Genomic DNA, 25,425 nt, shown 5'->3' on the forward strand with positions numbered 1-25,425 from the left:
TTACCGACAAGCCTAAGCGTTCAGCTCGCGGGCGCGCATTTCGGTCTGAATGCGTGCGATGTCCTTTTTGACCTGCTTCACGCGGGCGGTGTTGTCAAGCTGGCTCGTAGCCATCTGGAAGCGCAGGTTGAAAAGCTCCGCGCGCGCTTCCTTGAGTTTCGCCTGCAAATCGTCGGCAGACAGCTCACGGATCTCTGCTGCTTTCATTTATTCCTGCCCTTCCGTTTCCTTGGAAACAATCTTGCACTTGATGGGCAACTTGTTGATGGCCAGACGAAGCGCCTCTTTGGCGGTTTCCTCGTCGACGCCGGCGATTTCGAACATGATGCGGCCGGGCTTAACGACCGCGACCCACGCCTCGGGGTTGCCCTTGCCGGAACCCATGCGGGTTTCAGCCGGCTTCTTCGTGATCGGCTTGTCCGGGAAGATGGTGATCCAAACCTTACCGCCACGCTTCATGTGACGGGTCATGGCGATACGAGCGGCCTCGATCTGGCGGTTGGTGATCCAATGAGCCTCAAGCGCCTGGATGCCGTATTCGCCGTGATTCAGGCGGGTACCGCCCTTGGCCTGGCCCTTCATGGAGCCACGCTGCACCTTGCGGTGCTTAACGCGCTTAGGTACGAGCATTTACTTCGCCCTCCTATCGTTACGATCGTTGCGACGGGGACGGCTCGGACGGGAGCTGCCCTCGAGCGCCGGCTGCGGCGCCTTCTGGCCAGGCATCACTTCGCCGTGGTACACCCACACCTGCACGCCGATGGAGCCCATCGTGGTAGCAGCGGTGGCGAAACCGTAGTCGATCTTGGCACGCAGCGTGTGCAGCGGCACGCGACCCTCGCGATACCACTCGCGACGGCTCATCTCAGCGCCGCCCAGACGGCCGGAGCACTGGATACGGATGCCCTTGGCGCCGCTCTTGCGGGCGGACTGAACAGCCTTGCGCATAGCGCGACGGAAGGCAACGCGGCCCACCAGCTGCTCGGCCACGGACTGAGCGATCAGCTCGGCGTCGAGCTCGGGGCGCTTGACCTCGATGACCTCGATGCTGACGGGGCCGTTGGCAACCTTCTCCAGCTTCTTGCGCAGAGAATCGATCTCGGCGCCCTTCTTGCCGATCACAACGCCCGGACGAGCGGTCGTGATGATGATCTTGATCTTGTCGCCGGCGCGCTCGATCTCAACCTTGGAGACGGCGGCACGAGCGAGGTGCTTGTCCAGGAACTTCCTGATGGCCAAGTCGTTTTCCAGGTTCTTGGCGTAATCCTTGTCGGCGTACCAGCGGCTACGCCATTCCTCGGTGATGCCAAGGCGGAACCCGGTGGGGCTTACTTTCTGACCCATGCGGCTTATGCCTCCTCTCGCGGTGCAACGATGATGGTGATGTGGCTCGTGCGCTTGCGAATGCGCGACGCGGAACCCTTAGCGCGCGGACGAATGCGCTTGTACGTGGGGCCTTCGTCGGCGAAGGCCGTCTTCACGACGAGCGTCTCGGGACGCACGTGATGCTGGTTCTCGGCGTTGGCCACAGCGGAGTCGAGCACCTTGGCGACGACCTCGGCGATAGCGCGGTCCGAGAACAGCAGGATCTCGCGAGCAGCAGGCACAGACTTGCCGCGGATCAGATCGATAACGATGCGCGCCTTACGGGGCGAAACGCGGACGTAGCGTGCAGTAGCTTTAGCTTCCATTGTTCACCCCTTCTATTTCTTCTTGCCCTTGTCGGCGGAGTGACCCTTGAACGTGCGGGTCGGGGCGAATTCGCCCAGCTTGTGGCCGACCATGGATTCCGTAACGTATACCGGCACATGCTTGCGGCCATCATGGACGGCGATGGTGTGACCCACCATGTCCGGGAAGATGGTGCTCGAGCGCGACCAGGTCTTGATGACGTTCTTCTCGCCCGCCGCGTTCATTGCCTCGATACGACCGAGAAGGCGCGGTTCAACGAAAGGACCCTTCTTCAAACTTCTACTCACTATTACTCCTTAACGCTTTGCGCTACTTCTTGCGACGGCGGATGATCAAGCGGCTCGAAGCCTTCTTGGGATTGCGGGTGCGATGGCCCTTCGTGGGAACGCCCCACGGAGTGACCGGGTGACGACCAGCGGACTTGTTCTTGCCCTCGCCGCCGCCGTGCGGGTGGTCGACCGGGTTCATGACGGTACCGCGGACGGAGGGACGGATGCCCTTCCAACGGTTGCGGCCGGCCTTGCCGATCTTGATGTTCGAGTGCTCGGCGTTACCCACTTCGCCCACCGTTGCGCGGCAGGTGATGAGCACGCGGCGCATTTCGGAGGAAGGCATGCGCAGGATGGCGTAGTTGCCCTCCTTGCCCATGAGCTGGATGCTGGTACCGGCGGAACGAGCGATAGCCGCGCCCTTGCCCGGCTGCAGCTCAACCGCGTGGATGAGCGTACCGACGGGGATGCTGGCCAGCGGCAAAGCGTTGCCCGGCTTGATGTCAGCCTCAACGCCGCTCATGACCATATCGCCCACGCGCAGCCCCTTCGGGTGCAGGATGTAGCGCTTCTCGCCGTCGACGTAGTGCAGCAAAGCGATGCGGGCCGAGCGGTTCGGGTCGTACTCGATGGTAGCGACCTTCGCGGGCACGCCGTCCTTGTTGCGCTTGAAGTCGATGATGCGGTAACGGCGCTTGTTGCCGCCACCCTGGTGACGGGTGGTGATGCGGCCGTAGTTGTTGCGACCTGCCTTGTTAGACAGAGGCGCAAGCAGGGACTTCTCCGGCTTGTCCGTCGTGATCTCGGCAAAATCCGAGACCGTCTGGAAGCGTCGGCCGGGGCTGGTCGGCTTGTACTGTTTGACTCCCATTTCTTTCCTTTCTGCGGGTTATCGCTCGCACGCCTCTCCGTACACCGAAAACCCTTTGTCTCTTCGTGGCTCCGATTGCCTCCGGGAACCTTGGGGAGGCTGGGCCCCGTGACTCCGGTATGCCACGCGCCCGGGTGTATCCATCAAAGACCAGACGCAACCGAGAATTATACGCAGAATCGAAAAGAGTTTCAAGAAGTATTTCCTGATGGCCATTCGAGGTCCCCCTCGCACACAACCTGAACACAAGGCGAGCAAGCGGGGCATGGCGCGCGATTCGCGGAGCGTGGGATTTGCCGGGAGCGGCGGGGTTGCGAGTTGCGGCGGCTTGCGCTGGGGCTCTGGCGGAGGTGCCGCGGGGTCTTTGTTGGGCCCCTGCCGAGGCTTTGTCGGGCCCGCTGTCAAAACGGGCGAGTTTTGCTGGTCCTCAAATGAGGATAAAGGAGGGATGCAAGACTGTGAACTGGTGATTTGTAAAACACCTCTCCGAGTTCGGTGGCTCGGAAGCGAAAAACCGCCGCAAAACTCGCTCGTTTTGACACGACGAAGCGTCGGCAGGTGGCGAGCGGCGAGATGCGACGGGGGCGAGGTGCGGCGACCAGCGGGTGGCAGGCGGCGACCAGCGGGTAGCAGGTGGCGAGGTGTGGCGGCCAGCGAGCGGCAGGGGCGGGCAACGAAGCGCGACAACCAGCGGACAGCGGCAAACGGCGAATGGGCACCTATGGCAATTCGCGCACAAAAGCCCGCGAGCAGCGCATTGGGTCCTTTGCCGCGCCATGCGGCAAAGGCGTCCGCTCTTCGCCGTGCGAAGGGGTACAACGCTGCGAAGACTGAAGCGAGCTTTACCGTTCGACCGGCACCACCGCGAAGAAAGTCGGCCACCCATGACGTGGAACACCCTGCCCGAGATCGTTGCGCTCATCATCGTATCCATCATATCGGTGTACTCCCGAAGAAGCCACGGCGTCCCATCCCCTAAGAACCGCTTGTTCCACGCATGCCTGACGATGACCATGGCGGCGAGCATTGCCAGCCTGTGCTCGTCGTATCTCATTATGTTCGCCCCTTTGGAGCTGGCCGCTGTCACCTGGCTTGCAACCGCAGCCCATTTCGCACTCACGCCCCTTCTGGCTGCCACCTACTTCTACTACACTTCGGCCGTCATAGACGAAACCCGACCCCTCAACCGCACTTCGCTGGCCCTGTGCGCCGCGCCTTGTCTGGCATATCTGATCTGCGTAGCGGCAAGCGCGGCAACCGGCTGGCTGTTCTCGATCGACGCGACGGGCGCCTACCATCGAGGGCCCTTCTATTACGTGGCGTACCTGGTTGCATACTTTTACTGCGCCGCGTGCCTGTTCGTCGTAGCCCTTTCGCGCGATTCCATACGTCGGGATGCGCGACGAATCCTGGCGACGTTTCCCCTCTTGGCATTCGCCGTGGTGTTCGCGCAGCAGATGTTTCCGCAGCACCTACTGTCCGGCGCGGCAGCGGCCTGCGCGCTTTTGATCATCTACCTGTACCTGCAGAACAAACGGCTTTCGGTGGACCTGCTCACCGGCATACCGAACCGTCAAGAGTTCTTGTCCATGGTGTCGTTTCTCCACGACCGAGGCCAGGGATTCACGGTCGTACTGGTGTCGATCTCGAACTTCAAGTTCATCAACGACCGATTCGGCAACGAGAACGGAGATCGCTTCCTGCAGGAATTCGCGAGCTTTTTGTCCGCCATCAAAGGATGCGCCAGCCTGTACCGATACAGCGGCGACCAGTTCGCTTTCGTGTTCGACGAACGCGCCTGCAAGGATCGCGATGCATCCGAGGCGGCGTCGGACGTTGTCGAGCAGCTGCGTCAAAGCCTTTGCAGAACCTGGAGCATAGGGGCTCAGTCGTATTCGATCGGGTTCGTCATGGGAGTCGTTTCCCACCCCGATATCGCCGACAATCCGCAGGATGTAAGCGCAGCGCTCGAATACGCCGTAGCCCGCGCCAAAGCGCTCGAGCCGGGAACGCCCTGCATGTGCACCCCCGAGATGATCAACGAGATACATCGCCGCAGCGCCATTGCGGACGCCTTGCGCAAGGCTATCGCCGAAAGAAGCCTGTCAACGCAGATCCAGCCCATTTGGTTCGAGCGTACGGAAGAGTTCGTCATGGCCGAAGTGCTATGCCGGCTCAACGACGAGAAGCTGGGGGCCATTCCGCCCAACGAGTTCATCTCCATTGCCGAGCAAACCGGGCTCATCGCAAGTTTGACGGAAATCGTGCTTGAAGAAGCATGCGCGTTCGCCGCATCGTATCGCGCCGCCCATCCGAACACGTCGATGCGAGGCGTTTCGGTCAATTTCTCGGCCGTGCAGTTCATCCAAAACGACCTGGCGGAAACCGTGCTCGCCATCGTGCGAAAGCATGGCATACCTCCCTCGTTTCTGCGCATCGAGATAACCGAGAGCGCCATCGCTGCGAACCCGGATACCGTACGCTCGTTCATGAACACCATGAACGAGCAGGGAGTGAAGTTTTACCTGGACGATTTCGGTACCGGATACTCGAACGTCGCGCTGATGCTGGAGCTTCCGTTCGACGTGGTGAAGCTTGACAAGAGCATCCTGAAGTCCATTGCAGAAGACGACCGGGGCCACTTGTTCCTGGAGCATCTTATTGCCTGCTTCACGTCTACGGGATCGTACGTGCTGTGCGAAGGCGTCGAAACCGCCGAGCAACGCAGCATGCTCCGGCAATGCGGCTGCACGCTCATGCAGGGCTACCTGCTTTCAAAGCCGCTGCCGCCAAGCGAAGCTGCAGCCATCATCGCAAAGCACGACAAGGGCGCCTGACGGCAAAGCAGCAATCCGCAGAGCCGCAAGACGGCAGAACGGCAAGGCGACGAAGCAACAGGCACGCCGGCAGCAAGAGGCCCCCGATTTCCCTTCGGAGATCGGGGGCCTCGAAACCGCTTGGATGGGAGCCTGCCGGACGCAGCCGCTATTCCGCGTCGGCTGCAGGGGCCGGCTGTGCGGCGGCCGGCTGCTCCACGTTCACGATAGCGTGCTCGAGAAGCCAGCGATTGGCCTTCATGCGCTCGGCAGCTTCACGCAGAGCGAAGCCGCGACCGCTCTCCTCCATTTCGCGACGGGCGGCCTTCGGATTCTGCGGGTTCATCTGACGACAAGCCGCCTCGATGTCCTCGTCGGTCAGCGTCATCTTTTCATGGCGGAACAAAGCGTCAAGAGCGTAGCCCTGCACGAGCATTTCGCGCGTCTGCATCATGGTCATCATGCCGAACTGCTGCTCGCCGCCCTGGCTTTCCACGAACTGGTCAAGCGGAATGCCCTGCTGCTGAAGCTGGCCGCGCAGGTTGGACATGAGCGTGGAGCGCATGGACTCGTACACTTCGTCGGCAATGCGGCCCTGGAAGCGCTTGCCCAGCTCTGCCGCGGCCATCTGCATCTTGAACCCTTCGTACTGCGCCATGTAATCGGCGTGAATGCGATCAGCGATGCCCCCGCGCAAAGCTGCAGCGTTGCGGTACATGGGCATGTTCTTCTCCACCCATGCGTCGTCGATCTCCGGCACGATCTTTTTCTGGATCTCTTTGATCGTCACCGTGCAGTCCATCGTCTCGACCTGCTCGCCTACGCCGGTGGGGAATTCGAACGAGAACGACTTGGTCTCCCCCACCTCCATGCCCATGAGGTTGCTCTCGAACGCCTCGGGCATCAAGCCCATCCCCATCAGGTACGTACGGCCGTCGGTCGACAGGTTCTCTATGCGCTCGCCGCCCTGGAACGCCTCGAGCGCCAGCATCATGCTGTCGCCGGCGCCTACGGGATGGGGCTCGTCGGTCACGAACTCCGCGTAGCTCTCGGCCATCTGCGCAATCTGCGCGTCAACTTCGGATTCGGGAACTTCCAGCGGCGGAACGGTGATGGTCACCTGATCGTACGAGGTCAGCTCGTACTCCGGCTTAGGAGCAACGCGCAGCTCGAACGAGAACGTCTGGCCCCGCTTGAGCGGCTCTTTTGCTTTCGGCTGAGGCGGATACGCCGGCATGATGTTGCGCTTGTCGATCGCGAACGGCACCAGATACTCGATAGCCTGCTGCTGCACGATAGCGTCAAGATCCTTGATGCCCATCTGCTCCTCGACGGCCTGCGCCACCGGCTTGCCCGGCTGAGCCTGAATCCCCATCTGCTGGGCGAAACCGTACTGGGCCATGGTAAGCGCATGGCTCACTTCCGCCGTGGAAACAACGGCGTCGAGCAGGATAAGCCCGTCTTCGAGCTTCTTCTCAGTTACCTTCATAAGGGGTCCCCTTCTGTAGCGATCGTCAATGGGTTATTGTAGCGCATTACTCGTTGGACTTGAGGCTTTCGACCATGTCGATGCGAGCTAGTTTGCCGCGCATAGCCAGCATGACCAGCAACGTGAACAGCATGGTGAGCAAAAACGCCCACAAGAAGCTCAGCGCATGGATGGTGCGCCCGAACATCACCTGGTCCACCTCGGCCGTCACCACGACGAAGCCCTCCATCCACACGCCGAGCACCAAGCCGACCGCGCAGCCGATGGCGGCCAGCAAAAACGTCTCGCGGAAGATGTAGGCGTTCATTTCGCGCGGGGTGAATCCGAGCACTTTGAGCGTGGCGATCTCTCGCATGCGCTCGGTGATGTTGATGTTCGTGAGGTTGTACAGCACGATGAACGCCAACGCGGCGGCGGCCACCACCAGCACCACGACGATCATGTTCACGCTCGAGAGCATGTCGTGGTACGCGTCGATGGTCTCGTCGTTGCTGGCCACCGTCTTCACGCCGTCGGTCGCTTGCAGCGTTTCAACCAGGTCCGCGCGCGCCGAAGAATCCGTGGACGCGATGGTCAGAACCGTCGAGAACGCAGGGGCCTCCCCCGTCAGGCGCTCGTAGAGCTTCGGGCCCATGAACGCGTAGTTGTACACGTAGTTTTCCACCACGCCGGTAACCGTAGCCTCGTACGACGTGTTGGTAGCGTTGCCGATGGCGTCCTGCTCGGTCAGCGTGACCGTATCGCCCACCGAAACCCCCAGTTCGCCCGCCAGCTTCTCGGCCAGCAGCAAGCCGTCGTCGGCAAGCTCGACCGGATGATGGCCCACGCGCGTGCGCAGATCGAAGAACTGCCGGAACGAGCCCGGATCTTGAGGGACTACCAGCTCTATGTGCGCGTCGGACTTACCGGGCCCGCTTGCCAACAGGTTTTGGCGGTTCACCGCAGTGTGCCCGCTTGCCAAGCGCGAATCGTCCAGCACGGTGTCTACGGTCTGGCGGCTTTCCTTCGACGCGTCGTCATCGAGCGTGATGGTCACGTTGTACTTGGTCAGATCGCGGAACTGCTTGTCGATGATGTCGTTGATGGCATCGGACAAGCCCAGGCCCGTCAACAGGAGCGCCGTGCATCCCGCAATACCGATCACCGTCATGATGAAGCGTTTCTTGTAGCGAAAAAGGTTGCGGAACGTCACCTTCCACGTAAACGAAAGGCGCTTCCACAGCGGAGTCGCCCGTTCGAGCAGGATGCGCTTGCCGGCCTTCGGAGCGCGCGGCAACATGAGCAAAGCAGGGCGCTCGCGCAGCGTCGCGGCCGCAGCCGCCAGCGTAGCCAGCAGCGTGACTCCAACGCCCATGCCGGCGGACAGCAGCGCGAAGAAGGGGTCGATCGGAAGCGGGAACGGCAGGTTGGGCACGAAGTAGATGATGCCGTAAGCCCTCATGATGACCGCCGGCAGCACCTGCGACAGCACCGCGATGCCCACGAGGCTGCCCGCGCCGCTGGCCACCGCCGCATAGACCAGGTACTTCCCCGCGATTCGCGTTCGCCGGTACCCCAGCGCCTTGAACGTGCCGATCAGCGCGCGCTCCTCCTCCACCATGCGCGTCATGGTGGTAAGGGCCACCAGCGCAGCCACCAAGAAGAAGATGAAGGGGAACACCTGCGCGATGCTGTCCACGCGGTTCGCGTCGGCTTCGAAGCTGGCAACGCCGTAGTTCGCGTCGCGATCCATGACCATCCACTCGGGAGCAGCCAGGTCGTCGATCTGCTTTTGGGCCTTGTTCAGCTGGCTCTCGGCATCGGCCAGCTTGTCGCTCACCTCGGTTTTCTGTCGTTCGTACTCGGCAAGGCCGCTCTGGTAATCAGCTTTGCCCTGCTCAAGCTGGCTGCGACCGCTTTTCAGCTGGGCGGCAGCCGCCTCAAGCTGCCGCTGCGCAGCGGCTATCTGGGCATCCGCCTGCACGCGAGCGGCTGACAGCTCCGATCGCGCCTGATCGAGCTGCTGCACGCTTGCGTCGAACTGCGCTTTTTGCTGGTCGAAAGAGGCTTGCTGCCCCGCAAGAACCGATTGCGCGGCGTCGACCTGGCGCTGCTGCGCCTCAAGCTGCTCGCGCGCCTGATCGAGCGCGGGCTTCTGCGCGTTCAAGGCGTCGAGCGTGGCCTGGGCGCTTGCAAGCGCCGTCTGGGCGGCTGCCTTTTCAGCCTGAAGCTTCTCGATTTCGACCGGATCGGTTGCGGTCTGCAGCTGTTCCTCCAGGAAGGCGATGCGGGCGTTCAGGTCGGCGATCGACTGCTCGGCCTGATGCACGCCCGCATCGAGCGCGTCGGACTGCTGCTGCCACCGAGCCCGTGCGTCAGCCAGCGCATCCGCGCCCTGCTGCCACTGGGCCCACGCATCCTGCAGCTGCGCAGACGCCGCCTCGATGCGCGGGCGAGCTTCGTCAACCTGCGCTTGGCCGTCGGCTATCTGCTGCTCGGCGCTCGAAAGCTGCTGCCGCGCGTGCTCTTGCTGTTCGGCAAGCTGCGCCGCGCCGCGATCGTACTCGACCTGACCGTCGGAAAGCTGCTGCTCGCTTTGGGCGATGGTCGCAGCCGCGTCGTCGAGCTGCTGCTTCGCCTGGTCAAGCTGCGATTGCGCTTCCGTCTTCTGCGATCCGTATTCCGCGCGCTTCTGATCGAGCTGCTTCTGAGCTTCCTCCTTCAGGCCGTCCACGCGCGCCTGCTCGCGCTCAGGGGCTATCTCCTTGATGCGATCCTCCACCGCGGCCACGCGCGCGTCGTACGCCTTGCTCGAGGCACGCTCGTCCGCGGCGCCCTTTACGGTGACGAACGCTTCCGTAAAGGGGAGGTCCGCCGAGAAATCGCTTTCCGGAACGTACATGAACTGCTGAATGGAGCCGGTTCCCAGCGTGGTCGAGCCCATGCTCGACGACGTGGCGTAGTACGGAGCGTTCACGAGTCCGACCACTTTGTACGTACGCGTTGCCAAAGTCTCGTCCACGTTTTGAACGCCCTCGACAACGGTAACGGTATCGCCGACGCGCACGCCCGAGTTCACCACAAGGTTTGCCGACAGCACGCACTCGCCCGCGCGTTCCGGCCACGAGCCCTCCACCAGGATGGGACGGTTGAGGTAGTCGGGATCGTCAGAGCGCGCATGCACGCCGTCGGACGTGTCGCTTTCGGACGCGGACGCAGGCAGCGAATGCACGCGCGTAGCGTATTGCTCGTCGCCAACGCGAACCATGACGTCGGTTTCGTGCGCGGGCATGACGGACTCCACGCCGTCCACCTGGCGCAACGCGGCGATGTCGGCATCGGTGAGGCCCAGCGTCGAGAGAACGCGCACGTCCATCAACGTCGTGCCGTCGAAGAACTCGTCGGCAGCCAGCTTCATGTCCGGAGCCGTCATGCGAAGGCCGGCGTAGAACCCCGTCCCTAAGGCCACGATTGCCGCAATGGCCAAAAAGCGCCCGAGCGAATGGGTGATCGAGCGAACCGTTTCTTTAGCGAACGCGCTTTTCATAACGAACCGACTACCACTCGAGGCATTCGGCGGATACGGGCGATTCGTTCACCTGCGCGCTGGCTACGCGACCCTCGCGGATATGGATGACGCGATCAGCGATGCTGGTGAACGCCGAGTTATGTGTGATGAGCACGACGGTTTTGCCGGTGTTGTAGCACGTGTCCTGCAGCAGCCTCAGAATAGCCTTGCCCGTTTGATAGTCGAGCGCCCCCGTGGGCTCGTCGCACAAAAGCAGCTTCGGGTTCTTCGCCAGGGCGCGCGCGATGGCCACGCGCTGCTGTTCGCCACCGGAAAGCTGCGCCGGAAAGTTGTCCAATCGATGCCCCAGCCCCACCTGCGCAAGCACCGTAGCCGCGTCAAGCGGATCCTTGCAAATCTGGCTAGCAAGCTCCACGTTTTCAAGTGCCGTCAGGTTTTGCACCAGGTTGTAGAATTGGAACACGAAGCCGATGTCGTAACGCCGATAGTACGTGAGTTCCTTTTCGGAGAAGGCGCTGATCTCGCGGCCGTCCAGCATGATGGTGCCCGACGAGCACCCGTCCATGCCACCGAGCATGTTCAAAAGCGTCGTCTTACCGGCGCCGGAAGGACCGACCACCACCACAAGCTCACCGCGTTCGATGTCGAAGGTCATGCCGTCGACGGCAGCCACTTCGACCTCGCCCATGCGGTACACCTTGCGCACATCGCGAAACTCAACGAATGCCACGGCGGCCCCTTCCCTTGCGATTGTTCCGGACCCTCACGATACACCAACGACCCTGCCCGTACCAGCTGCGGGCGCGCTTCCGAACCAATTCGACAACCACACGGCACCCTGCGCGCCCTGCGCGCAGCGCGGGCGGGCAAGTAGAAGAGCCGGAGCAGGTGGCATGTCGAGGCGCAAGGTGCGGACGGGCGCTAGCGACGCTGTCCAGGCGGCAGGACGGGCGCAGGCGAAATGCGGGAAGGGAGGGGCAGGCGCGTAGCGGCGCAGGCAACCCGATCGGCAAGCCAACAGCGCACGTCCTGCCGTCAGGGCCGCCTCCCCTCGAGCAGACGAACGCCCCGAACAAGGGAACCGTAGAGCGCTCAGGAAGCAGGAAGCCGAACCGCCGATATCAACGTCGGGCATCGTCGGCGCCGGGCGTCGCCCGAAAGCAACTCACGATGCGAGCGCGAAGCGCGCCGCCCGGCCGGGATCGAAAAGATCCAGGCTGCCGTATCTTTCGCTCGTGCCGCCCGACCGGGATCGCCAAGGCGGCGGCCGCCCTGTCTCTCGCATCTAAAAAAGCGCCCCGCGTGTGCGGGGCGCTTTCGGCAAACCGTATGGTGAAACGACTTAGGAAGCGAACAGCTCGATGGTGTCGCCTTCCTTGAGCGTAACCATGGCCTTCTTCCACGTGCGGGTCTTACCAAGCTGGTAACGCACGCGCTTCGGCTTCGACTTCACGTTCAAGGTGTTCACCTTGACCACCGTCACGTCGAAGATAGCCTCGATGGCCTGACGGATCTCGACCTTGTTGGAGTCCTTGGCCACCTCGAACGTGTAGGTGTTCTTCTCCATCTGGTCGTAGCTGTGCTCCGTGATAACGGGGCGGATGATAACCTCGCGGGGATCCTTCATTATGCAAGCACCTCCTCGATGCGCTTCAGAGCGGCAGCCGTGAACACGATCGCCTTGTTGTCGATGATCTCGTACGTGTTAGCAGCGCCAACAGGCAGGATGTTCACCGTGGGGATGTTGCGGAACGACAGGTAGGCGTTCACGTCGTCATCGGAGATCACGATGGTCGTGCGACCCTCAAGCCCGAAGGCCTTCAGGATGGCAACGGCGTCCTTGGTGCAGGGCTTCTCGAAGTTGAAGCCGTCGATCACGTGCAGCTCGCCGTCGGCCAGCTTGGCGGACAGCGCGGAACGCATCGCCAGCTTGACCTCCTTGTTGTTCACGCGGAAGGCGTAGCTGCGGGGATGCGGACCGAACACGGTACCGCCGCCAGCCCACTGAGGAGCGCGGATGGTACCCTGACGGGCGCGACCGGTGCCCTTCTGGCGCCACGGCTTCTTGCCGCCGCCGCGGACCTCGCCACGGGTCTTCGTGTCATGCGTACCCTGGCGCCAGGACGCACGCTGAGCGCGCACAACCTGGTGCATGACGGGCACGTTCGGCTCGATGCCGAACACGGAGGGGGCCAGGTCGGCAGAACCGGCCTTGTTCCCCTTCGCGTCTTTGATGTCGATAGTCGTCATGTTGTTCAAGCTCCTTATTTCAATTCGCGCTCTACGCCATGCGGACGCGAACGATGCCGTTCTTGCTGCCGGGGATGGCACCCTTCACGAGGATCAGGTTCTGCTCCTCGTCGATGCGCACCACTTCGAGGTTCCGCACGGTGACGGTGTCGACGCCCATGTGACCCGGGAGCTTGAGCCCCTTGAACACGCGGGACGGCGTAGCGCACTGGCCGACCGAACCCGGAGCGCGATGGAAGTGCGCACCATGGCCGCCCGGACCGCCGCGGAAGCCCCAGCGCTTCATAACGCCGGCGAAGCCCTTACCCTTGGACGTACCCGTGACGTCGACCTTCTTCGTCTCGGCGAAAGCGGCAACCGTCTGCTCGTCGCCCACCTTGTACTCGCCGGCGTTCTCGACGCGAACCTCGCGCAGGTAGCGCGTGGGCTCCGTGCCCTGCTTGGCGAAGTGGCCAGCCATAGGCTTGTTGACCTTCTTCTCCTTGATGGTGCCGAAGCCCAGCTGCACAGCTTCGTAGCCGTCGCTGTCCTTCGTCTTCACCTGGCACACCTTGTTCGGCTCAGCCTGGATCACGGTCACGGGGATGACGCGGTCGTCCTCGCCGAAGATCTGGGTCATGCCGATTTTTTTACCATAGATGGCGTTGATCATATCGCACATCCCCCTTTACAGCTTGATCTCGATGTCGACGCCGGCGGGGAGATCGAGACGCATCAGGGAATCGACCGTGTTGGGGGTCGGCTCCAGGATGTCGATCAGGCGCTTGTGCGTGCGCATCTCGAACTGCTCGCGCGAATCTTTGTCGACGTGCGGGCCCTTGACGACGCAGTACAGGTTGCGCTCCGTCGGCAGCGGAATGGGACCGGATACTTTGGCACCCGTCTTCTGCGCGGTATCGACGATGAGCTTCGTGGACTGATCCACGATCTCATGATCGTACCCCTTCAAGCGGATGCGAATCTTCTGATTAGCCACTTACTTTACCTCCGTTATGCTCGCGCGCACGCCCTAGGCGTTGCCGCCGGCCTTGCTGATAATTTCTTCCGCCACGTTCTTCGGCACCGGATCGTACGAATCAAACTGCATCGTGTACGAAGCGCGGCCCTGCGTCGCAGAACGCAGGTCGGTGGCGTAACCGAACATCTCGGACAGCGGAACCTTCGCCTTGATGGTCTTGGCGTTACCGCGGTCGCCCATGCCCTGGATCTGGCCACGACGGCTGGACAGGTTGCCCATAACGTCGCCCATGTACTCCTCGGGGGTCTCGACCTCGACGGCCATCATCGGCTCGAGGATGACCGAGCCGCCCTTGCGCAGCGCGTCCTTGATAGCCATGGAGCCGGCCACCTTAAACGCAGCTTCGGAGGAGTCGACATCGTGGTAGGAACCGTCAACCAGCTCGACGCGGATGTCCACGACGGGGTAGCCCGCCAGCACGCCGGAGTTCAGCGCTTCCTGGATGCCCTTGTCGATCGGGGTGATGTACTCCTTCGGCACGACGCCGCCCACGATCTTGTTCTCGAACTCGTAGCCCTTGCCGACCTCTTCCTGCGGATACATGTTGATAACCGCATGGCCGTACTGGCCGCGACCGCCGGACTGGCGAACGAACTTGCCCTCGGCGCCCATGACCGGCTTGGTAGCCGTCTCACGGTAAGCAACCTGCGGCTTGCCGACGTTCGCCTCGACCTTGAACTCGCGCAGCAAGCGGTCGACGATGATCTCGAGGTGCAGCTCGCCCATGCCGGCGATGATGGTCTGGCCGGTCTCCTGGTTGGTGGACACGCGGAACGTCGGATCCTCTTCAGCCAGCTTCTGCAGCGCGACGCCCATCTTGTCCTGCTCGGCCTTCGTCTTCGGCTCGACGGCGATGTCGATAACCGGCTCGGCGAATTCCATGGACTCGAGGATGACCGGAGCGCTGTCGTCGCACAGGGTGTCGCCCGTGGACGTAGCCTTCAGACCCACGACGGCAACGATGTCGCCTGCGCCGCAGGAGTCGATGTCAACACGCTGGTTGGAGTGCATCTGCAGCAGACGGCCGATGCGCTCTTTCTTGTCCTTGGACGCGTTGATCACGTAGGAGCCGGAATCCAGCTTGCCCGAGTACACGCGCAGGTAGGTGAGCTTGCCCACGAACGGGTCCGTCATGATCTTGAAGGCCAGCGCGCTGAACGGCGCCTTCAGGTCGGCGGGACGCTCTTCCTCGGCACCCGTATCGGGGTTCGTGCCCTTGATGGCGGGGATGTCGAGCGGGCTCGGCAGGTAGTCCACCACGGCATCGAGCAGTTCCTGAACGCCCTTGTTCTTGTAGGCGGAGCCCACGAACACGGGGTTCATCTGGCAGTTGATGACGCCCTTGCGGATGGCGGTCTTCAGTTCCTCGACCGTCACCTCTTCCTCCATGAGCACCTTTTCCATAAGAGCGTCGTCGCAGTCGGCGGCGGCCTCCATCAGCTCCTGACGGCGCAGCTCAGCCTCCTCGGCGAACTCGGCCGGAATGGCGTCCATGGGCTCGGGGTAGGTCATGCCCTTGTCGTCGGCCTTGAAGTCCCATGCGGTCATGGTGACCAGGTCGATGACGCCCCAGAAGTTGTCCTCGGCGCCCATGGGCATCTGAGCGGCGATAGCGGCAGCGCCCAGACGGTCCTTCATGGTTTCGATGGCGTGGAAGAAGTCGGCGCCCACGCGGTCGTACTTGTTGATGAACGCGATGCGGGGCACGCCGTAACGCTCGGCCTGACGCCACACGGTCTCGGACTGCGGCTGCACGCCGGCAACGGCGTCGAACACCGCAACGGTGCCGTCGAGAACGCGCAGGGAGCGCTCGACCTCGGCGGTGAAGTCAACGTGGCCCGGGGTGTCGATGATCTGGAAGCGGTACTCAGCACCGTCCTTCTCCCAGAAGCAGGTGGTAGCGGCGGCGGTGATGGTCACGCCGCGCTCCTGCTCCTGCACCATCCAGTCCATCGTCGCGGCGCCGTCATGCACCTCGCCGATCTTGTGGGTCTTGCCGGTGTAGTACAGGATGCGCTCGGTCGTCGTCGTCTTGCCCGCGTCGATGTGGGCCATGATGCCGAAGTTGCGCGTTTGGTTCAGAGGGGATTTAGCCATGAGCGCGTGCCCCCTTAGAAGCGGTAGTGCGAGAACGCACGGTTGGACTCGGCCATTTTGTACAGATCCTCGCGCTTCTTCACCGACGCGCCGGTGTTCTCGGCGGCGTCCATGATCTCGGCGGCCAGGCGGGCCTTCATGGTGTGCTCCTTGCGCTTACGAGAGAAGTCGACGATCCAGCGGATCGCAAGCGTAGTGGCGCGGCGGGAGTTGACCTCCATCGGCACCTGGTAGGTAGCGCCACCGACACGCTTCGGCTTGACCTCGAGCGTGGGGCGGACGTTGTCCATAGCCTTCTTGAAGACGGCCAGCGGGTCGCCGCCGGTCTTCTCCTCGATGATGGCGAAAGCGCCGTAGACGATGCCTTCGGCGGTGGCCTTCTTGCCGTCAAGCAGGATCTTGTTGATCAACTGCGTGACAAGGCGGTTGTTGTACTGGGCGTCCGGCTGTACTTCACGGCGGACTGCTGCTGCACGACGCGGCATGTGTTCTCCTTCTTGTTCCTGCGCGCTTCGAGACGGCATTCTTTCCGTCCATTAGGCCCCCGTCGCCTCCCCCTTTGGGAAGCTGCGGTTTCGCGGCCCGCGCGACTTAATGGTTACTTACTTCGGGCGCTTGGCACCATAGCGGCTGCGAGCCTGCTTGCGGTTGTCCACCGCAGAGCAGTCGAGCGCTGCGCGGATGACCTTGTAGCGCACACCGGGGAGGTCCTTAACACGACCACCGCGGATGAGCACCATCGAGTGCTCCTGCAGGTTGTGGCCGATGCCCGGGATGTAGGCCGTAACCTCCATGCCGTTCACCAGGCGCACGCGGCAGACCTTACGCAGAGCCGAGTTCGGCTTCTTCGGCGTGGTCGTGTACACACGGGTGCACACGCCGCGCTTCTGCGGGTTGCCCTTCAGAGCCGGTGTCTTCTTCTTGTCGACCGACTGCTTGCGGCCCTTGCGGACCAACTGGTTGATAGTAGGCAAAGCTTCTCTCCTTTTACCTCTTACTTGTCCGATTGCCTTTATACTGAAATAAGGAATCGCTTGTCGCATCGCCTTCCTGTGTGCTCAGCTGATTCACACAGGAAAACGCACGTCATTAAGACGCGAACGAGAACTCTACCACCCGCTATCAGGGTTGTCAAACGCCACGCATCCGGGAGTATCCATAGGTATTGACATACGTTTGCGCAGGTAAAACAAATATCGAAGGCAAACGAACTACAAAATGTCCATTGTTTTCCAAATAATCGCGAAGAATTCTTGACAAGCATGCGGGCACGCTGGGCAAGACCGGGAGCGCGAACGGGGCGGGAGGCGCCGGGGCGTCCGGGCGGGGCGCCTGGCGGAGCGGGTGAGGTGCCTGGACGGGACCGAGGGTCGCGGGCGGGGCGGGCATCGGAACCGCACCCTGCCCCGCTTGCGCGCGAAAAACCGCCTTCGCTGGCAGGTTTTGACGGTTAGGGGTCGTCGATTCGCCTTCGCCGCCCTTTCGGCTGAAGGACACTTCGCATCGTACCTGGTCAAGAGTACGTGGCGAATCCTAGTTGAAAATAGCCGGCTTGCAGCGGGAGTCAAACGACCCCAAACCGTCAGAAACTACCAGCGGGAGCGGTTTTTCGTGCGCAAGGTCCCATCCCGGGCGGCGCTGATGGGCGAAACGCGCACGTAACGGCAGCGCGCAGACGCAATGCGCGCGGCAGCGCGACGCTCGAGCCATCGGCCACACGGTAGCAACCCGTGCCACGCGGCAGCAGCGCGCGGCGTGGGTCGCCGGCCACGCGGCAGCAGCGCGACGCTCGAATCGCCGACCGCGCGCGCGGCAACGGCCGCTCGAGCCGCCAAGCCCCGCCAGCGCCTACGAGCGGGCGGCCTGCCGCACGAGCTCTTCGGCCAGGCGCGCGGTGCCTTCCAGATCCTGCACGATAATGAACTCGTCAACGGAATGGAAGTTCGTCATGCCGATGCCCAAGGTCACGGCACGTACGCCACGCGCAGACAGGATGTTCGCGTCCGCGCCGCCGCCCGAGTAGCGAAACGCCGGTTCAAGCCCTGCCGCACGAGCGGCCGCGGCAACGCCCTGCACCAGCGGATCGGACTCCTGGTACAGCACGGGGCCGTAATCCTCGCGCCAGCTCACGTCCACCGAACCCCCGAAACGCGCGGCAGCCTCCTCGAGCGCGACGGTCATGGCCTGGCGCTGCGCATCGGCTCGGTCGCGGTACAGCGAACGGCACTCCCCCGCCAGCGTGCACGAGTCGGCCACCACGTTCACCTCGCGCCCGCCTTCGATGAGCCCGACGTTCGCCGTGGTCGCATCGTCAAGGCGCCCCAGACGCATGGCCGAAACAGCCTCCGCAGCCATCTGGATAGCGGAAACGCCCGCCTCGGGCTCCACACCGGCATGCGCCGCGCGGCCCGAGAACGCCGCGCGCAACGTGTAGTGGCACGGTGCGCCCAGGATCACGGTGCCCGGAGCGCCGTCGGCGTCGAACACGTAGCACGGCGCACCCGCAGGCAGCTCGTCTTCGGACAACGCGCCCGAGCCAAGCAGGCTCAACTCCTCGCAAGTGGTAAGCAGCACCGTCACCGAAGGCATGTCCTCGTCGGCTTCGATAAGCGAGCGCAATGCCTCGAAGATGCCCGCGACGCCCGCCTTGTCGTCGGCGGACAGAATGGTGTCTCCGGCAGACCGCACGACGCCGTCTTGGACCACCGGGGAAATTCCCGCGCACGGCTGCACCGTGTCCATGTGCGCGGAAAGCACGATCTGGCCCTTCGACCGACCCTCGCGATAGGCGATGAGGTTGCCCGTTTCCGAACCCGTTTCGCTTGCAGAATCGTCGAAACGCACCTTGAATCCCAGGTCAAGAAGCTCTTGCTGACAGCGCTTCGCCATAAGGCCCTCTTTGCGCGAGGGGCTTTCTATGCGAACGATCTCCAGGAACAGGTCGAGCAAACGGTTCGGATTCATGAGCTTTCCTTCGGGACGTGCGGACGGCTACGTTTCGATTTAGCCGCAACGGAGGCACCGGGGCACCCAATCGCAGCGAACTTCATTATAATCATCGGGGTAACCCGATGCGCGAAAACCCGGCAACGGGAGCGCAACCGCCGCCCGAACAACAAGGAGGCACCATGCTGCACGACCTTGTCAAAGCTTGCCGAAGCTACCGCCGATTCGACGAAGCCGCCCGCATCGAGCGATCGACGCTCGTTTCCTGGATCGATGCTGCCCGCTTGGTAGCTTCAAGCGGAAACGCCCAGCCGCTGCGCTACGCTCTGGTAACCGACGAGCACGCCTGCGAGAAAGTCTTCTCTTGCTGCGCATGGGCGAAGGCCCTCCCCGACTGGCCGGGGCCGGAGCCGGGAGAAAGGCCGAGCGCCTACATTGTGATCCTGAGCGACTGCGACCGCACGCTCGCCGACGTATTCACCGCCTGGGACGAGGGCATTGCCGCGCAAACCATCATGCTGCAAGCCGTCGAAGCCGGCTACGGCGGCTGCATCCTGGGATCTTTCAAGCGACGCAGCCTGACGCAGGCGCTGGGAATCGACGGGGATCGCTTCAAGCCCGATTTGGTGCTCGCCCTGGGAAAGCCCGCCGAAAAAGTGGTCGTTTCCACCATTTCCGCCAATGGAGCGACGGAATACTGGCGTGACGAGGCGAGCGTCCATCACGTCCCGAAGCGCCCTCTTTCCGACGTGCTTTTGTAAGGGCTGTCGCGCGGGGGCAAAGGTCGGCCTGCGCGGGCGGGGACCGCTGCCCGTGCGGACGCAGGCCGTCGCCTGCGGGACATTGGCTGTCGCGTGGGAACGATGGTCGCCGCCTGCACGAGCGGGAGCCGCCGCGTACGCGGGACGCAAGCCTCCGCCCGCGCGAGCAGGCTACAAGACGAGCAGTTCCTCTTCCCGCGCGGCATCCAGCCGACGGTTGCGCACGTACACGATCCAGTTCACCCCAATGCACACGAGGTTGATAAAGTACACGGCCAGCACCCAGTTCACCGAGCCCGAAACGAACTTCGCGGCGATGCCCGCCAGGTAGCCGGCCGTAATCAACCCGATGAACTGCCAACTTGTACCCGCTGCGGTTTCAGCCTTGAAGCTCTTGTACGCGTTGAGCGGCCACGACAGCCCAAAGCATATGAGCATCGCGGCCTCCAGTATTTCCGCCATCCGCAGACCATCTCCTACGCGCGGCCCTTCCGGCCGCGTTCGCGCTTGCATTCCAACGGTAACGGTATACCCGCGCCCCTTCTGCGTCCAATATATTGATTATACTGAACCTATAACGTTGAACGTATGAATGAAGGCGGGAACCCTCATGGAGCTACAGCAACTGCGCTACTTTCACGAAGTAGCGCGCAGCGAGCACGTGACCAACAGCGCCAAGAAGCTCCACATCGCGCAGCCGGCGCTCACGCAAACCATCCACCGGCTGGAGCAAGAACTGGGCGTCGACCTGCTCGAACGAGCAGGACGAGGCGTGCGCCTGACCGCGTGCGGACGCGCGCTCGACGAGCGCATCAGGCCGGTGCTGGCCGCCCTCGACGCCATTCCCGACGAACTCGCCGAGGTGTCCGGTCGCGAGAACGCCACGGTGCGACTGTCGATCTTGTCGGCCTCGGGCCTGGTGGTGGACGCGATAGCAGCATGGCGGTCCCAGCATCCCGACACGCGATTCGTGATCACCCAGCAAGAAGCTCAGGAGCATTGGGACATACGACTGAGCACCGAAGGAGTGAATCGACCACATGGATCGACCTCCTTGCACGTGGAGCCGCCGCGCCTGTACCGCGAGCGCATTGGAATAGCAGTTCCCATCGAGCGGGCGGGACAAGGGCCCATCGACCTGGCCGATCTGGCCGAAGATCCTTTCATCTGCCTGGCGGGCAGCCGGGCGTTTCGGGAGGCATGCGACCGTCTATGCGCCGAAGCGGGATTCCGCCCCAGCGTGGCGTTCGAAAGCGACGGCCCGGAAGTGGTCAGGAACATGATCGGCCTGGGACTGGGCGTGGGGTTTTGGCCCGAGCGCAGCTGGGGAGCGCTCGGGGACGGCAACGCGCGCCTGGAGCCGCTTTCCGACGATCGCTTCGTGCGCACCATCAAGCTGGAGACGGCGCACCCCCTTCGAGAAGAAGCCGCGGCATTCCACGGCTTCTTGGCAACGTATTTCGATGAGCGTTGGCGGGAAGCTTCCCCGCTTGACGGCTAGGCGCCGAGGATCTTGGCGGCCACCTGCTTTTTGCGGCTGAGCACGCCGGGCATCCACGTGCCGCCTTCGCCCGTGCAGTTGATGCCGAACACGCGGTTCACGATGCGGCGGTTGCCCTCGCACATGAACTGGCTGCCCTCCGCCACGATGTCGGTGACCAGCAGCAGCACGAACTCGTAGCCGTGATCGTCGCGCAGCTGGCGCATGTGATCGCGAATTTCCTGCTCGCGCTTCATAACGGCCGGCAGGTCGACGGTCTCGTGCTGGGCGATGAGAACCGTGGCGTCGCCGATCTGGAATTCCTTGGCATCGGCGCCCACCAGCTTGTCGACCGGCATGTCGTCCTCGCCGCCGCGGCACTTGAACACGGCCAGTCCGAACTCGGTCGGATCGACGCCCGCGATGTCGGCCAGGTACTTCACCTGCTCGCGATCCACGTCGGTGGTCGTAGGCGACTTGAGAATGACCGTGTCGGTCATGACGGCGGACAGCAGCACGCTTGCGATGGACGCGGGTATCTCCACGCCGTGGCGACGGAATTCCAGGGTGACGATGGTGGCGGTCGATCCCACGGGCAGGTTGAGGAACTGGATGGGGTTGACCGTCATGACGTCGGCAATGCGATGGTGGTCGATGATCTCCACCACGTCGGCCTCCTCGATGCCGTTCGCCGCCTGGCGCGTCTCGTTATGGTCCACGAGCACCACCTTGCGACGGGGACGCACGGCCACGTCGGAGCGCGTGACGATGCCGATGGCCACGTCGTTGTCGTCGAGCACGACGGCTTCGCGCAAAGCGCTGGACATGAGGTCTTCGATGGCCTCCTTGAGAAGCCCTTCCTTGTCCAGAACCAGCACGTCGGTTTCGGTCATGTCGGCCACCTTCTGGCCGAGCGACGCGATAAGGTCGCCGGCAACGGCCATTTCGTTCGCGCCGCCCTCCTCCAGGGCGTCGGTAGCGGCGATGTAGCGCTCGGCGATCATGCGCGTGGTGATGAGACCGCGGTACGTGCCGTCGTCGTTGGTGACCACCAGCGCGCGCACGTTGTGCTGGCGCAGCAGGCGACCAGCCTCAAGCAAGGTTGCATCATGGCCGATGGAAATAGGGTTCGGCGTCATGACGTCGGCCACGCGCGCATGCACGTGGGCAACCACCTCGGGGGCCTGCAGGCCGTTGCGCTCCAGGATCCAGGCGCTCTCAGGCGGCATGGGGCCCAAACGGGCGGGGACGTACACGCGCTTCGGATCGGCATCGCCCGAAGCGCGCTTCTCCAATTCGTTCTTGAGATACGCGTACCCGACGGCCGCGCTGATGGAATCGTTGTCAGGATTCTTATGGCCCACGACGATGATGGGTGCCGGCATTGTTCGCTCCTTTACCGTGAGGCCCTTCCGCGCGTGCGGGACCTCTGCTCTCCGCCCAGTGATGTGCTCGGGATCAAAACGCCCGATTATGACCAGTTCAGTATAGCGTTGAAGCTTGAAGCGCAAGCCCCTACGGGCTTTTCGTCGTTAAAACTCACGAAAGTGCGGGTAAAACGATGCCCTATGCGCTACCATGGCGGCGACGAACGCAACGCGAAGGAGGACGAGCATGGCGACGCTCGGCTTAACCGACATCATCGGCCCCATCATGGTAGGACCCTCGAGCTCCCATACGGCGGGAGCTTTGCGCATCGCGTTCATGGCGCGCCGGCTCTGCCTTGCCGAACCGAGAAGCGTCGAGTTTCGTCTGCTGGGATCGTTCGCGCACACTCTGACCGGGCACGGCACCGACAAGGCGCTCGTGGCGGGCATGCTGGGCCTGGCAACCGACGACCTGCGCATACGCGATTCGTTCGAGCTGGCCGAACAGGCGGGACTCTCGTTTCGCTTCACGACCCTGCCCGACGCCGACGACTACGAGCACCCCAACACCATCGACATTCTCATACAGGACGCCGCCGGCAACAAGATGAGCGTGCGCGGCGAAAGCGTGGGCGGCGGGGCGGCGGTCATCCGTCGCATCGACGGCATCGACGTGTACGTGACCGGCGAAAGCACGAGCATCGTCGTGCGCCAACGCGACGTGGCCGGCGTGCTGGCGCATATCGCACAAAGCCTGAGCGAACGCGGCGTGAACATCGCCACCACGCGCATGTATCGCGAGCGGCGCGGAGACACAGCCTACACCGTTCTCGAAACCGACCAAGACGTGGACGTTGCGGCAAAAGCGGCCATAGAAAGCAACCCGGCCATCTACGATGTGCGCATCATTCCCGGCGACGCGGGCAGCGCGGCTCCATGTGCCGGCGCCGGCGACGAAGGATGCAGCGCGCAGCAGAGCGCTGAAGCGCTCGATCGCGCACTTCAGCGATTCGCGGATCTCGACTTCGCATCGGGCTCGGATCTGCTTACCTGGTGCGAAACGAACGGCGCATCGCTTTCGGAAGCCTTTTTGGCTCGCGAGGCAGCTCTAGCAGCCAGCTTAGGGCAGGCCGATACATCAAAATGCTATCTTGACCTGGCGCTCTCCGTTATGAAGCGCGCTGCAACGCAGCCCGTTCGCGAAACGCTGCCCTCGATGGGAGGTCTCCTTGGCGGCGAAGCGCGCAAGCTGACCGATCTGCGCGCCCGCGGCGAAGCGCTCTGCGACGACCAGCTTTCCGCCGCCATGACCTACGCTATGGCCGTACTGGAAACGAACGCGTCCATGGGCCGCATCGTAGCAGCCCCCACGGCGGGCTCGGCGGGCGTGCTGCCCGGCGTGCTGCTTGCCCTGCAGGATTCCAAGGGCTTCGCCGATGAAGACCTGGCGCGCGGCATAGCGACCGCGGCGGCCATCGGATACCTGATCACGCGCAACGCAACGGTATCGGGCGCAGAGGGAGGCTGCCAGGCGGAGATCGGGTCGGCGGCGGCAATGGCAGCCGCAGCTGCAGTGGAGCTTGCAGGAGGCACGCCCGCCCAGTGCCTGAACGCAGCGGGCAACGCGCTCACGAACATGATGGGGCTTGTGTGCGACCCGGTTGCGGGCCTGGTGGAAGTACCCTGCCAGAAGCGCAACGCATCCGGAGCCGCCACGGCGCTCGTCAGCGCGCAGATCGCGCTGGCCGGCATTGGCAACCTGGTCGATTTCGACCAAACCGTGGCCGTCATGGACAAAGTGGGGCGTTCCCTGCCCTTCGAACTGCGAGAGAGCGCCCTTGGCGGCATAGCCGCGGCGCCGGCCGCTTGCGCCTGGTGCGCACAGTGCGGAGCCTGACAACGCGCCAGCGCAAAGGCGAACGGCACTAAACGAAGGGCGGGGCCGCTATCTCGCCGGCCCCGCCCCTTTATCTCGTTCGCATCGTCGAACCCTAGCCCATTGCGAGGTCGGGGAACGCCTTCAGATCGATGGATTGAATGGCGATGCACGCCGGACCGCCCTGCGTGATGAACGCCGGACCCAAATCGTAGACGCCGAAACGGCAACCGGAGAACGCGGCCTTCAAGCGATCCATGGCCCAACCAGCACCTTCGGGATTGTCCGCATGGCTCACGCTGATAAAATGGCCTTCGCCGACTCCGCGCTTTTCAAGCTCGGCAACTACCGCCTCAACGCCCTTCTTGAAGCTGCGGGCAATAGCCAAGCGCTCCAAGCGGGTGCCATCATCGGTTTGGCACATGACCGGAGCCGCTTTCACCAGATGCGCGAACTTCGCAGCCAGCGGCGTCAAGCGACCCCCACGACGCAGGTACTCGAAATCCTCCGGCAAAAGAAACGAGTGGGCGCTCGCGATCATGGGGCGCAGGCGCTCGATCACGTCAGCTGCATGCTCGCACCGCTTCGCCAGCTCCACGGCGGCCAGCGCCAGCGCACGATGGGGCGCGCACAGCGTTGCCGAATTCACCACGTGCACGCGCTCGGGGTGCGGAGCCTGCTTCGCCAATCCGTGCGCCACGCCGTACGCGCCGGACAGACCGTCGGCCATGGTGATGTGCAGCACCTCTTCTTCGGTGTCGTATGCTTCGAGCGTCAAATGCGGCGGAGGACAGGAGCTTTGCGGCATCGCGCCGGCACGCACGCGCGCGAGGAAGTCCTCGGTTGTGATCTCCTCGTATTCAAGCCACGTCTCGTTGTCGATGGTCACTGCAAGCGGCAGAATCTTCATACCGCGCGCTGCACCCTGCTCGATAGAGTACATGACGGAGGAATCGGCTACGATCCTCATGGGGGTCCCCTTCTC

At 63.1% G+C, this 25,425-nt stretch carries 24 protein-coding genes; 4 read left to right on the forward strand and 20 right to left on the reverse strand.

Annotated features, from left to right (window positions below; translation table 11 throughout):
* Positions 1-12: 12 nt before the first annotated feature.
* Genes rpmC through rplB form a run of 6 tightly spaced genes read right to left on the reverse strand, consistent with a single transcriptional unit; the run spans position 13 to position 2,832 of the window.
* Positions 13-207, reverse strand: a complete 195-nt coding sequence (gene rpmC / locus LQE90_RS08875; RefSeq protein ID WP_080803034.1) for a 50S ribosomal protein L29 — start codon at positions 205-207, stop codon at positions 13-15.
* On the reverse strand, positions 208-630 hold the full coding sequence (gene rplP / locus LQE90_RS08880) for a 50S ribosomal protein L16 (protein ID WP_114567137.1): 423 nt from the start codon (positions 628-630) through the stop codon (positions 208-210).
* Positions 631-1,344 carry a 30S ribosomal protein S3 gene (gene rpsC / locus LQE90_RS08885; RefSeq protein WP_114567136.1) on the reverse strand — a complete coding sequence of 238 codons (714 nt, stop codon included), beginning with the start codon at positions 1,342-1,344 and terminating at the stop codon, positions 631-633.
* Positions 1,345-1,349: 5 nt separating this feature from the next.
* Positions 1,350-1,691, reverse strand: coding sequence for a 50S ribosomal protein L22 (gene rplV, locus LQE90_RS08890; RefSeq protein WP_114567135.1), 342 nt, complete (start codon positions 1,689-1,691; stop codon positions 1,350-1,352).
* Between the two features lie 12 nt (positions 1,692-1,703).
* The gene (gene rpsS / locus LQE90_RS08895; RefSeq protein WP_114567134.1) at positions 1,704-1,979 is read right to left on the reverse strand and encodes a 30S ribosomal protein S19; all 276 of its coding nucleotides are present in this window, start codon (positions 1,977-1,979) and stop codon (positions 1,704-1,706) included.
* A gap of 22 nt (positions 1,980-2,001) precedes the next feature.
* Positions 2,002-2,832: a 50S ribosomal protein L2 gene (gene rplB, locus LQE90_RS08900; RefSeq protein WP_216529463.1), complete on the reverse strand. Its 831-nt coding sequence runs from the start codon at positions 2,830-2,832 to the stop codon at positions 2,002-2,004.
* Between the two features lie 884 nt (positions 2,833-3,716).
* On the opposite strand from rplB, the gene LQE90_RS08905 reads away from it, so the two are divergent.
* Positions 3,717-5,669, forward strand: a complete 1,953-nt coding sequence (locus LQE90_RS08905; RefSeq protein WP_216529464.1) for a GGDEF domain-containing phosphodiesterase — start codon at positions 3,717-3,719, stop codon at positions 5,667-5,669.
* Between the two features lie 148 nt (positions 5,670-5,817).
* Here LQE90_RS08905 and LQE90_RS08910 read toward each other — a convergent pair whose 3' ends face one another.
* From LQE90_RS08910 to LQE90_RS08960, 11 genes are all read right to left on the reverse strand, one after another.
* Positions 5,818-7,137, reverse strand: coding sequence for a trigger factor (locus LQE90_RS08910; RefSeq protein WP_216529465.1), 1,320 nt, complete (start codon positions 7,135-7,137; stop codon positions 5,818-5,820).
* A 46-nt stretch (positions 7,138-7,183) separates the two neighbouring features.
* Entirely contained in the window at positions 7,184-10,663 is a 3,480-nt protein-coding gene (locus LQE90_RS08915) for an FtsX-like permease family protein (protein ID WP_216529466.1), read from the reverse strand.
* A gap of 10 nt (positions 10,664-10,673) precedes the next feature.
* The gene (locus tag LQE90_RS08920) at positions 10,674-11,375 is read right to left on the reverse strand and encodes an ABC transporter ATP-binding protein (RefSeq protein WP_216529467.1); all 702 of its coding nucleotides are present in this window, start codon (positions 11,373-11,375) and stop codon (positions 10,674-10,676) included.
* 612 nt (positions 11,376-11,987) lie between these two features.
* Entirely contained in the window at positions 11,988-12,272 is a 285-nt protein-coding gene (gene rplW, locus LQE90_RS08925; RefSeq protein WP_114567128.1) for a 50S ribosomal protein L23, read from the reverse strand.
* Positions 12,272-12,895, reverse strand: coding sequence for a 50S ribosomal protein L4 (gene rplD, locus LQE90_RS08930; RefSeq protein WP_114567127.1), 624 nt, complete (start codon positions 12,893-12,895; stop codon positions 12,272-12,274). The genes rplW and rplD overlap by 1 nt, the downstream gene beginning before the upstream one ends.
* Positions 12,896-12,926: 31 nt before the next feature.
* Positions 12,927-13,547, reverse strand: coding sequence for a 50S ribosomal protein L3 (gene rplC / locus LQE90_RS08935; RefSeq protein ID WP_114567126.1), 621 nt, complete (start codon positions 13,545-13,547; stop codon positions 12,927-12,929).
* 15 nt (positions 13,548-13,562) lie between these two features.
* Positions 13,563-13,871 carry a 30S ribosomal protein S10 gene (gene rpsJ / locus LQE90_RS08940; RefSeq protein WP_009304899.1) on the reverse strand — a complete coding sequence of 103 codons (309 nt, stop codon included), beginning with the start codon at positions 13,869-13,871 and terminating at the stop codon, positions 13,563-13,565.
* A 33-nt stretch (positions 13,872-13,904) separates the two neighbouring features.
* Positions 13,905-16,010, reverse strand: a complete 2,106-nt coding sequence (gene fusA, locus LQE90_RS08945; protein WP_114567125.1) for an elongation factor G — start codon at positions 16,008-16,010, stop codon at positions 13,905-13,907.
* A gap of 14 nt (positions 16,011-16,024) precedes the next feature.
* Positions 16,025-16,495, reverse strand: coding sequence for a 30S ribosomal protein S7 (gene rpsG, locus LQE90_RS08950; protein ID WP_114567124.1), 471 nt, complete (start codon positions 16,493-16,495; stop codon positions 16,025-16,027).
* 117 nt (positions 16,496-16,612) lie between these two features.
* Positions 16,613-16,984, reverse strand: coding sequence for a 30S ribosomal protein S12 (gene rpsL / locus LQE90_RS08955; protein WP_114567123.1), 372 nt, complete (start codon positions 16,982-16,984; stop codon positions 16,613-16,615).
* Positions 16,985-17,858: 874 nt separating this feature from the next.
* Positions 17,859-18,974 carry a M20/M25/M40 family metallo-hydrolase gene (locus tag LQE90_RS08960; RefSeq protein ID WP_216529468.1) on the reverse strand — a complete coding sequence of 372 codons (1,116 nt, stop codon included), beginning with the start codon at positions 18,972-18,974 and terminating at the stop codon, positions 17,859-17,861.
* Between the two features lie 164 nt (positions 18,975-19,138).
* On the opposite strand from LQE90_RS08960, the gene LQE90_RS08965 reads away from it, so the two are divergent.
* Positions 19,139-19,717 carry a nitroreductase family protein gene (locus LQE90_RS08965; protein WP_181792634.1) on the forward strand — a complete coding sequence of 193 codons (579 nt, stop codon included), beginning with the start codon at positions 19,139-19,141 and terminating at the stop codon, positions 19,715-19,717.
* 171 nt (positions 19,718-19,888) lie between these two features.
* Here LQE90_RS08965 and LQE90_RS08970 read toward each other — a convergent pair whose 3' ends face one another.
* A complete protein-coding gene (locus LQE90_RS08970; protein ID WP_216529469.1) occupies positions 19,889-20,179 on the reverse strand; it encodes a hypothetical protein in 291 nt (96 codons plus the stop codon).
* A 148-nt stretch (positions 20,180-20,327) separates the two neighbouring features.
* Here LQE90_RS08970 and LQE90_RS08975 point away from each other — a divergent pair, with 148 nt between their 5' ends.
* On the forward strand, positions 20,328-21,218 hold the full coding sequence (locus tag LQE90_RS08975) for a LysR family transcriptional regulator (RefSeq protein ID WP_216529470.1): 891 nt from the start codon (positions 20,328-20,330) through the stop codon (positions 21,216-21,218).
* Here the strand turns inward: LQE90_RS08975 and LQE90_RS08980 are convergent.
* Positions 21,215-22,582: a putative manganese-dependent inorganic diphosphatase gene (locus tag LQE90_RS08980; protein ID WP_216529471.1), complete on the reverse strand. Its 1,368-nt coding sequence runs from the start codon at positions 22,580-22,582 to the stop codon at positions 21,215-21,217. The genes LQE90_RS08975 and LQE90_RS08980 overlap by 4 nt on opposite strands.
* A gap of 229 nt (positions 22,583-22,811) precedes the next feature.
* Here LQE90_RS08980 and sdaAA point away from each other — a divergent pair, with 229 nt between their 5' ends.
* Positions 22,812-24,461, forward strand: coding sequence for an L-serine ammonia-lyase, iron-sulfur-dependent, subunit alpha (gene sdaAA, locus LQE90_RS08985; RefSeq protein WP_216529472.1), 1,650 nt, complete (start codon positions 22,812-22,814; stop codon positions 24,459-24,461).
* Between the two features lie 94 nt (positions 24,462-24,555).
* Here sdaAA and LQE90_RS08990 read toward each other — a convergent pair whose 3' ends face one another.
* Complete coding sequence (locus LQE90_RS08990) at positions 24,556-25,410, reverse strand: DegV family protein (RefSeq protein ID WP_216529473.1); 855 nt, start codon at positions 25,408-25,410, stop codon at positions 24,556-24,558.
* Positions 25,411-25,425 lie beyond the last annotated feature (15 nt).

It is taken from the genome of Paraeggerthella hominis, from assembly GCF_021044775.1.
In the GTDB taxonomy this organism is placed as follows: Bacteria; Actinomycetota; Coriobacteriia; order Coriobacteriales; family Eggerthellaceae; genus Paraeggerthella; species Paraeggerthella hominis.

Coding starts and splice junctions, on each gene's coding strand:
- fusA (WP_114567125.1), bottom strand. CDS start 16,010: ATGGCTAAATCCCCTCTGAACCAAACGCGCAACTTCGGCATCATGGCC.
- rplW (WP_114567128.1), bottom strand. CDS start 12,272: ATGAAGGATCCCCGCGAGGTTATCATCCGCCCCGTTATCACGGAGCAC.
- rpmC (WP_080803034.1), bottom strand. CDS start 207: ATGAAAGCAGCAGAGATCCGTGAGCTGTCTGCCGACGATTTGCAGGCG.
- rplP (WP_114567137.1), bottom strand. CDS start 630: ATGCTCGTACCTAAGCGCGTTAAGCACCGCAAGGTGCAGCGTGGCTCC.
- rplV (WP_114567135.1), bottom strand. CDS start 1,691: ATGGAAGCTAAAGCTACTGCACGCTACGTCCGCGTTTCGCCCCGTAAG.
- rplC (WP_114567126.1), bottom strand. CDS start 13,547: ATGATCAACGCCATCTATGGTAAAAAAATCGGCATGACCCAGATCTTC.
- LQE90_RS08990 (WP_216529473.1), bottom strand. CDS start 25,410: ATGAGGATCGTAGCCGATTCCTCCGTCATGTACTCTATCGAGCAGGGT.
- LQE90_RS08970 (WP_216529469.1), bottom strand. CDS start 20,179: ATGGCGGAAATACTGGAGGCCGCGATGCTCATATGCTTTGGGCTGTCG.
- LQE90_RS08905 (WP_216529464.1), top strand. CDS start 3,717: ATGACGTGGAACACCCTGCCCGAGATCGTTGCGCTCATCATCGTATCC.
- LQE90_RS08965 (WP_181792634.1), top strand. CDS start 19,139: ATGCTGCACGACCTTGTCAAAGCTTGCCGAAGCTACCGCCGATTCGAC.
- rplB (WP_216529463.1), bottom strand. CDS start 2,832: ATGGGAGTCAAACAGTACAAGCCGACCAGCCCCGGCCGACGCTTCCAG.
- LQE90_RS08960 (WP_216529468.1), bottom strand. CDS start 18,974: ATGAATCCGAACCGTTTGCTCGACCTGTTCCTGGAGATCGTTCGCATA.
- LQE90_RS08980 (WP_216529471.1), bottom strand. CDS start 22,582: ATGCCGGCACCCATCATCGTCGTGGGCCATAAGAATCCTGACAACGAT.
- rpsG (WP_114567124.1), bottom strand. CDS start 16,495: ATGCCGCGTCGTGCAGCAGCAGTCCGCCGTGAAGTACAGCCGGACGCC.
- LQE90_RS08975 (WP_216529470.1), top strand. CDS start 20,328: ATGGAGCTACAGCAACTGCGCTACTTTCACGAAGTAGCGCGCAGCGAG.
- sdaAA (WP_216529472.1), top strand. CDS start 22,812: ATGGCGACGCTCGGCTTAACCGACATCATCGGCCCCATCATGGTAGGA.
- LQE90_RS08915 (WP_216529466.1), bottom strand. CDS start 10,663: ATGAAAAGCGCGTTCGCTAAAGAAACGGTTCGCTCGATCACCCATTCG.
- rplD (WP_114567127.1), bottom strand. CDS start 12,895: ATGACGACTATCGACATCAAAGACGCGAAGGGGAACAAGGCCGGTTCT.
- LQE90_RS08910 (WP_216529465.1), bottom strand. CDS start 7,137: ATGAAGGTAACTGAGAAGAAGCTCGAAGACGGGCTTATCCTGCTCGAC.
- rpsC (WP_114567136.1), bottom strand. CDS start 1,344: ATGGGTCAGAAAGTAAGCCCCACCGGGTTCCGCCTTGGCATCACCGAG.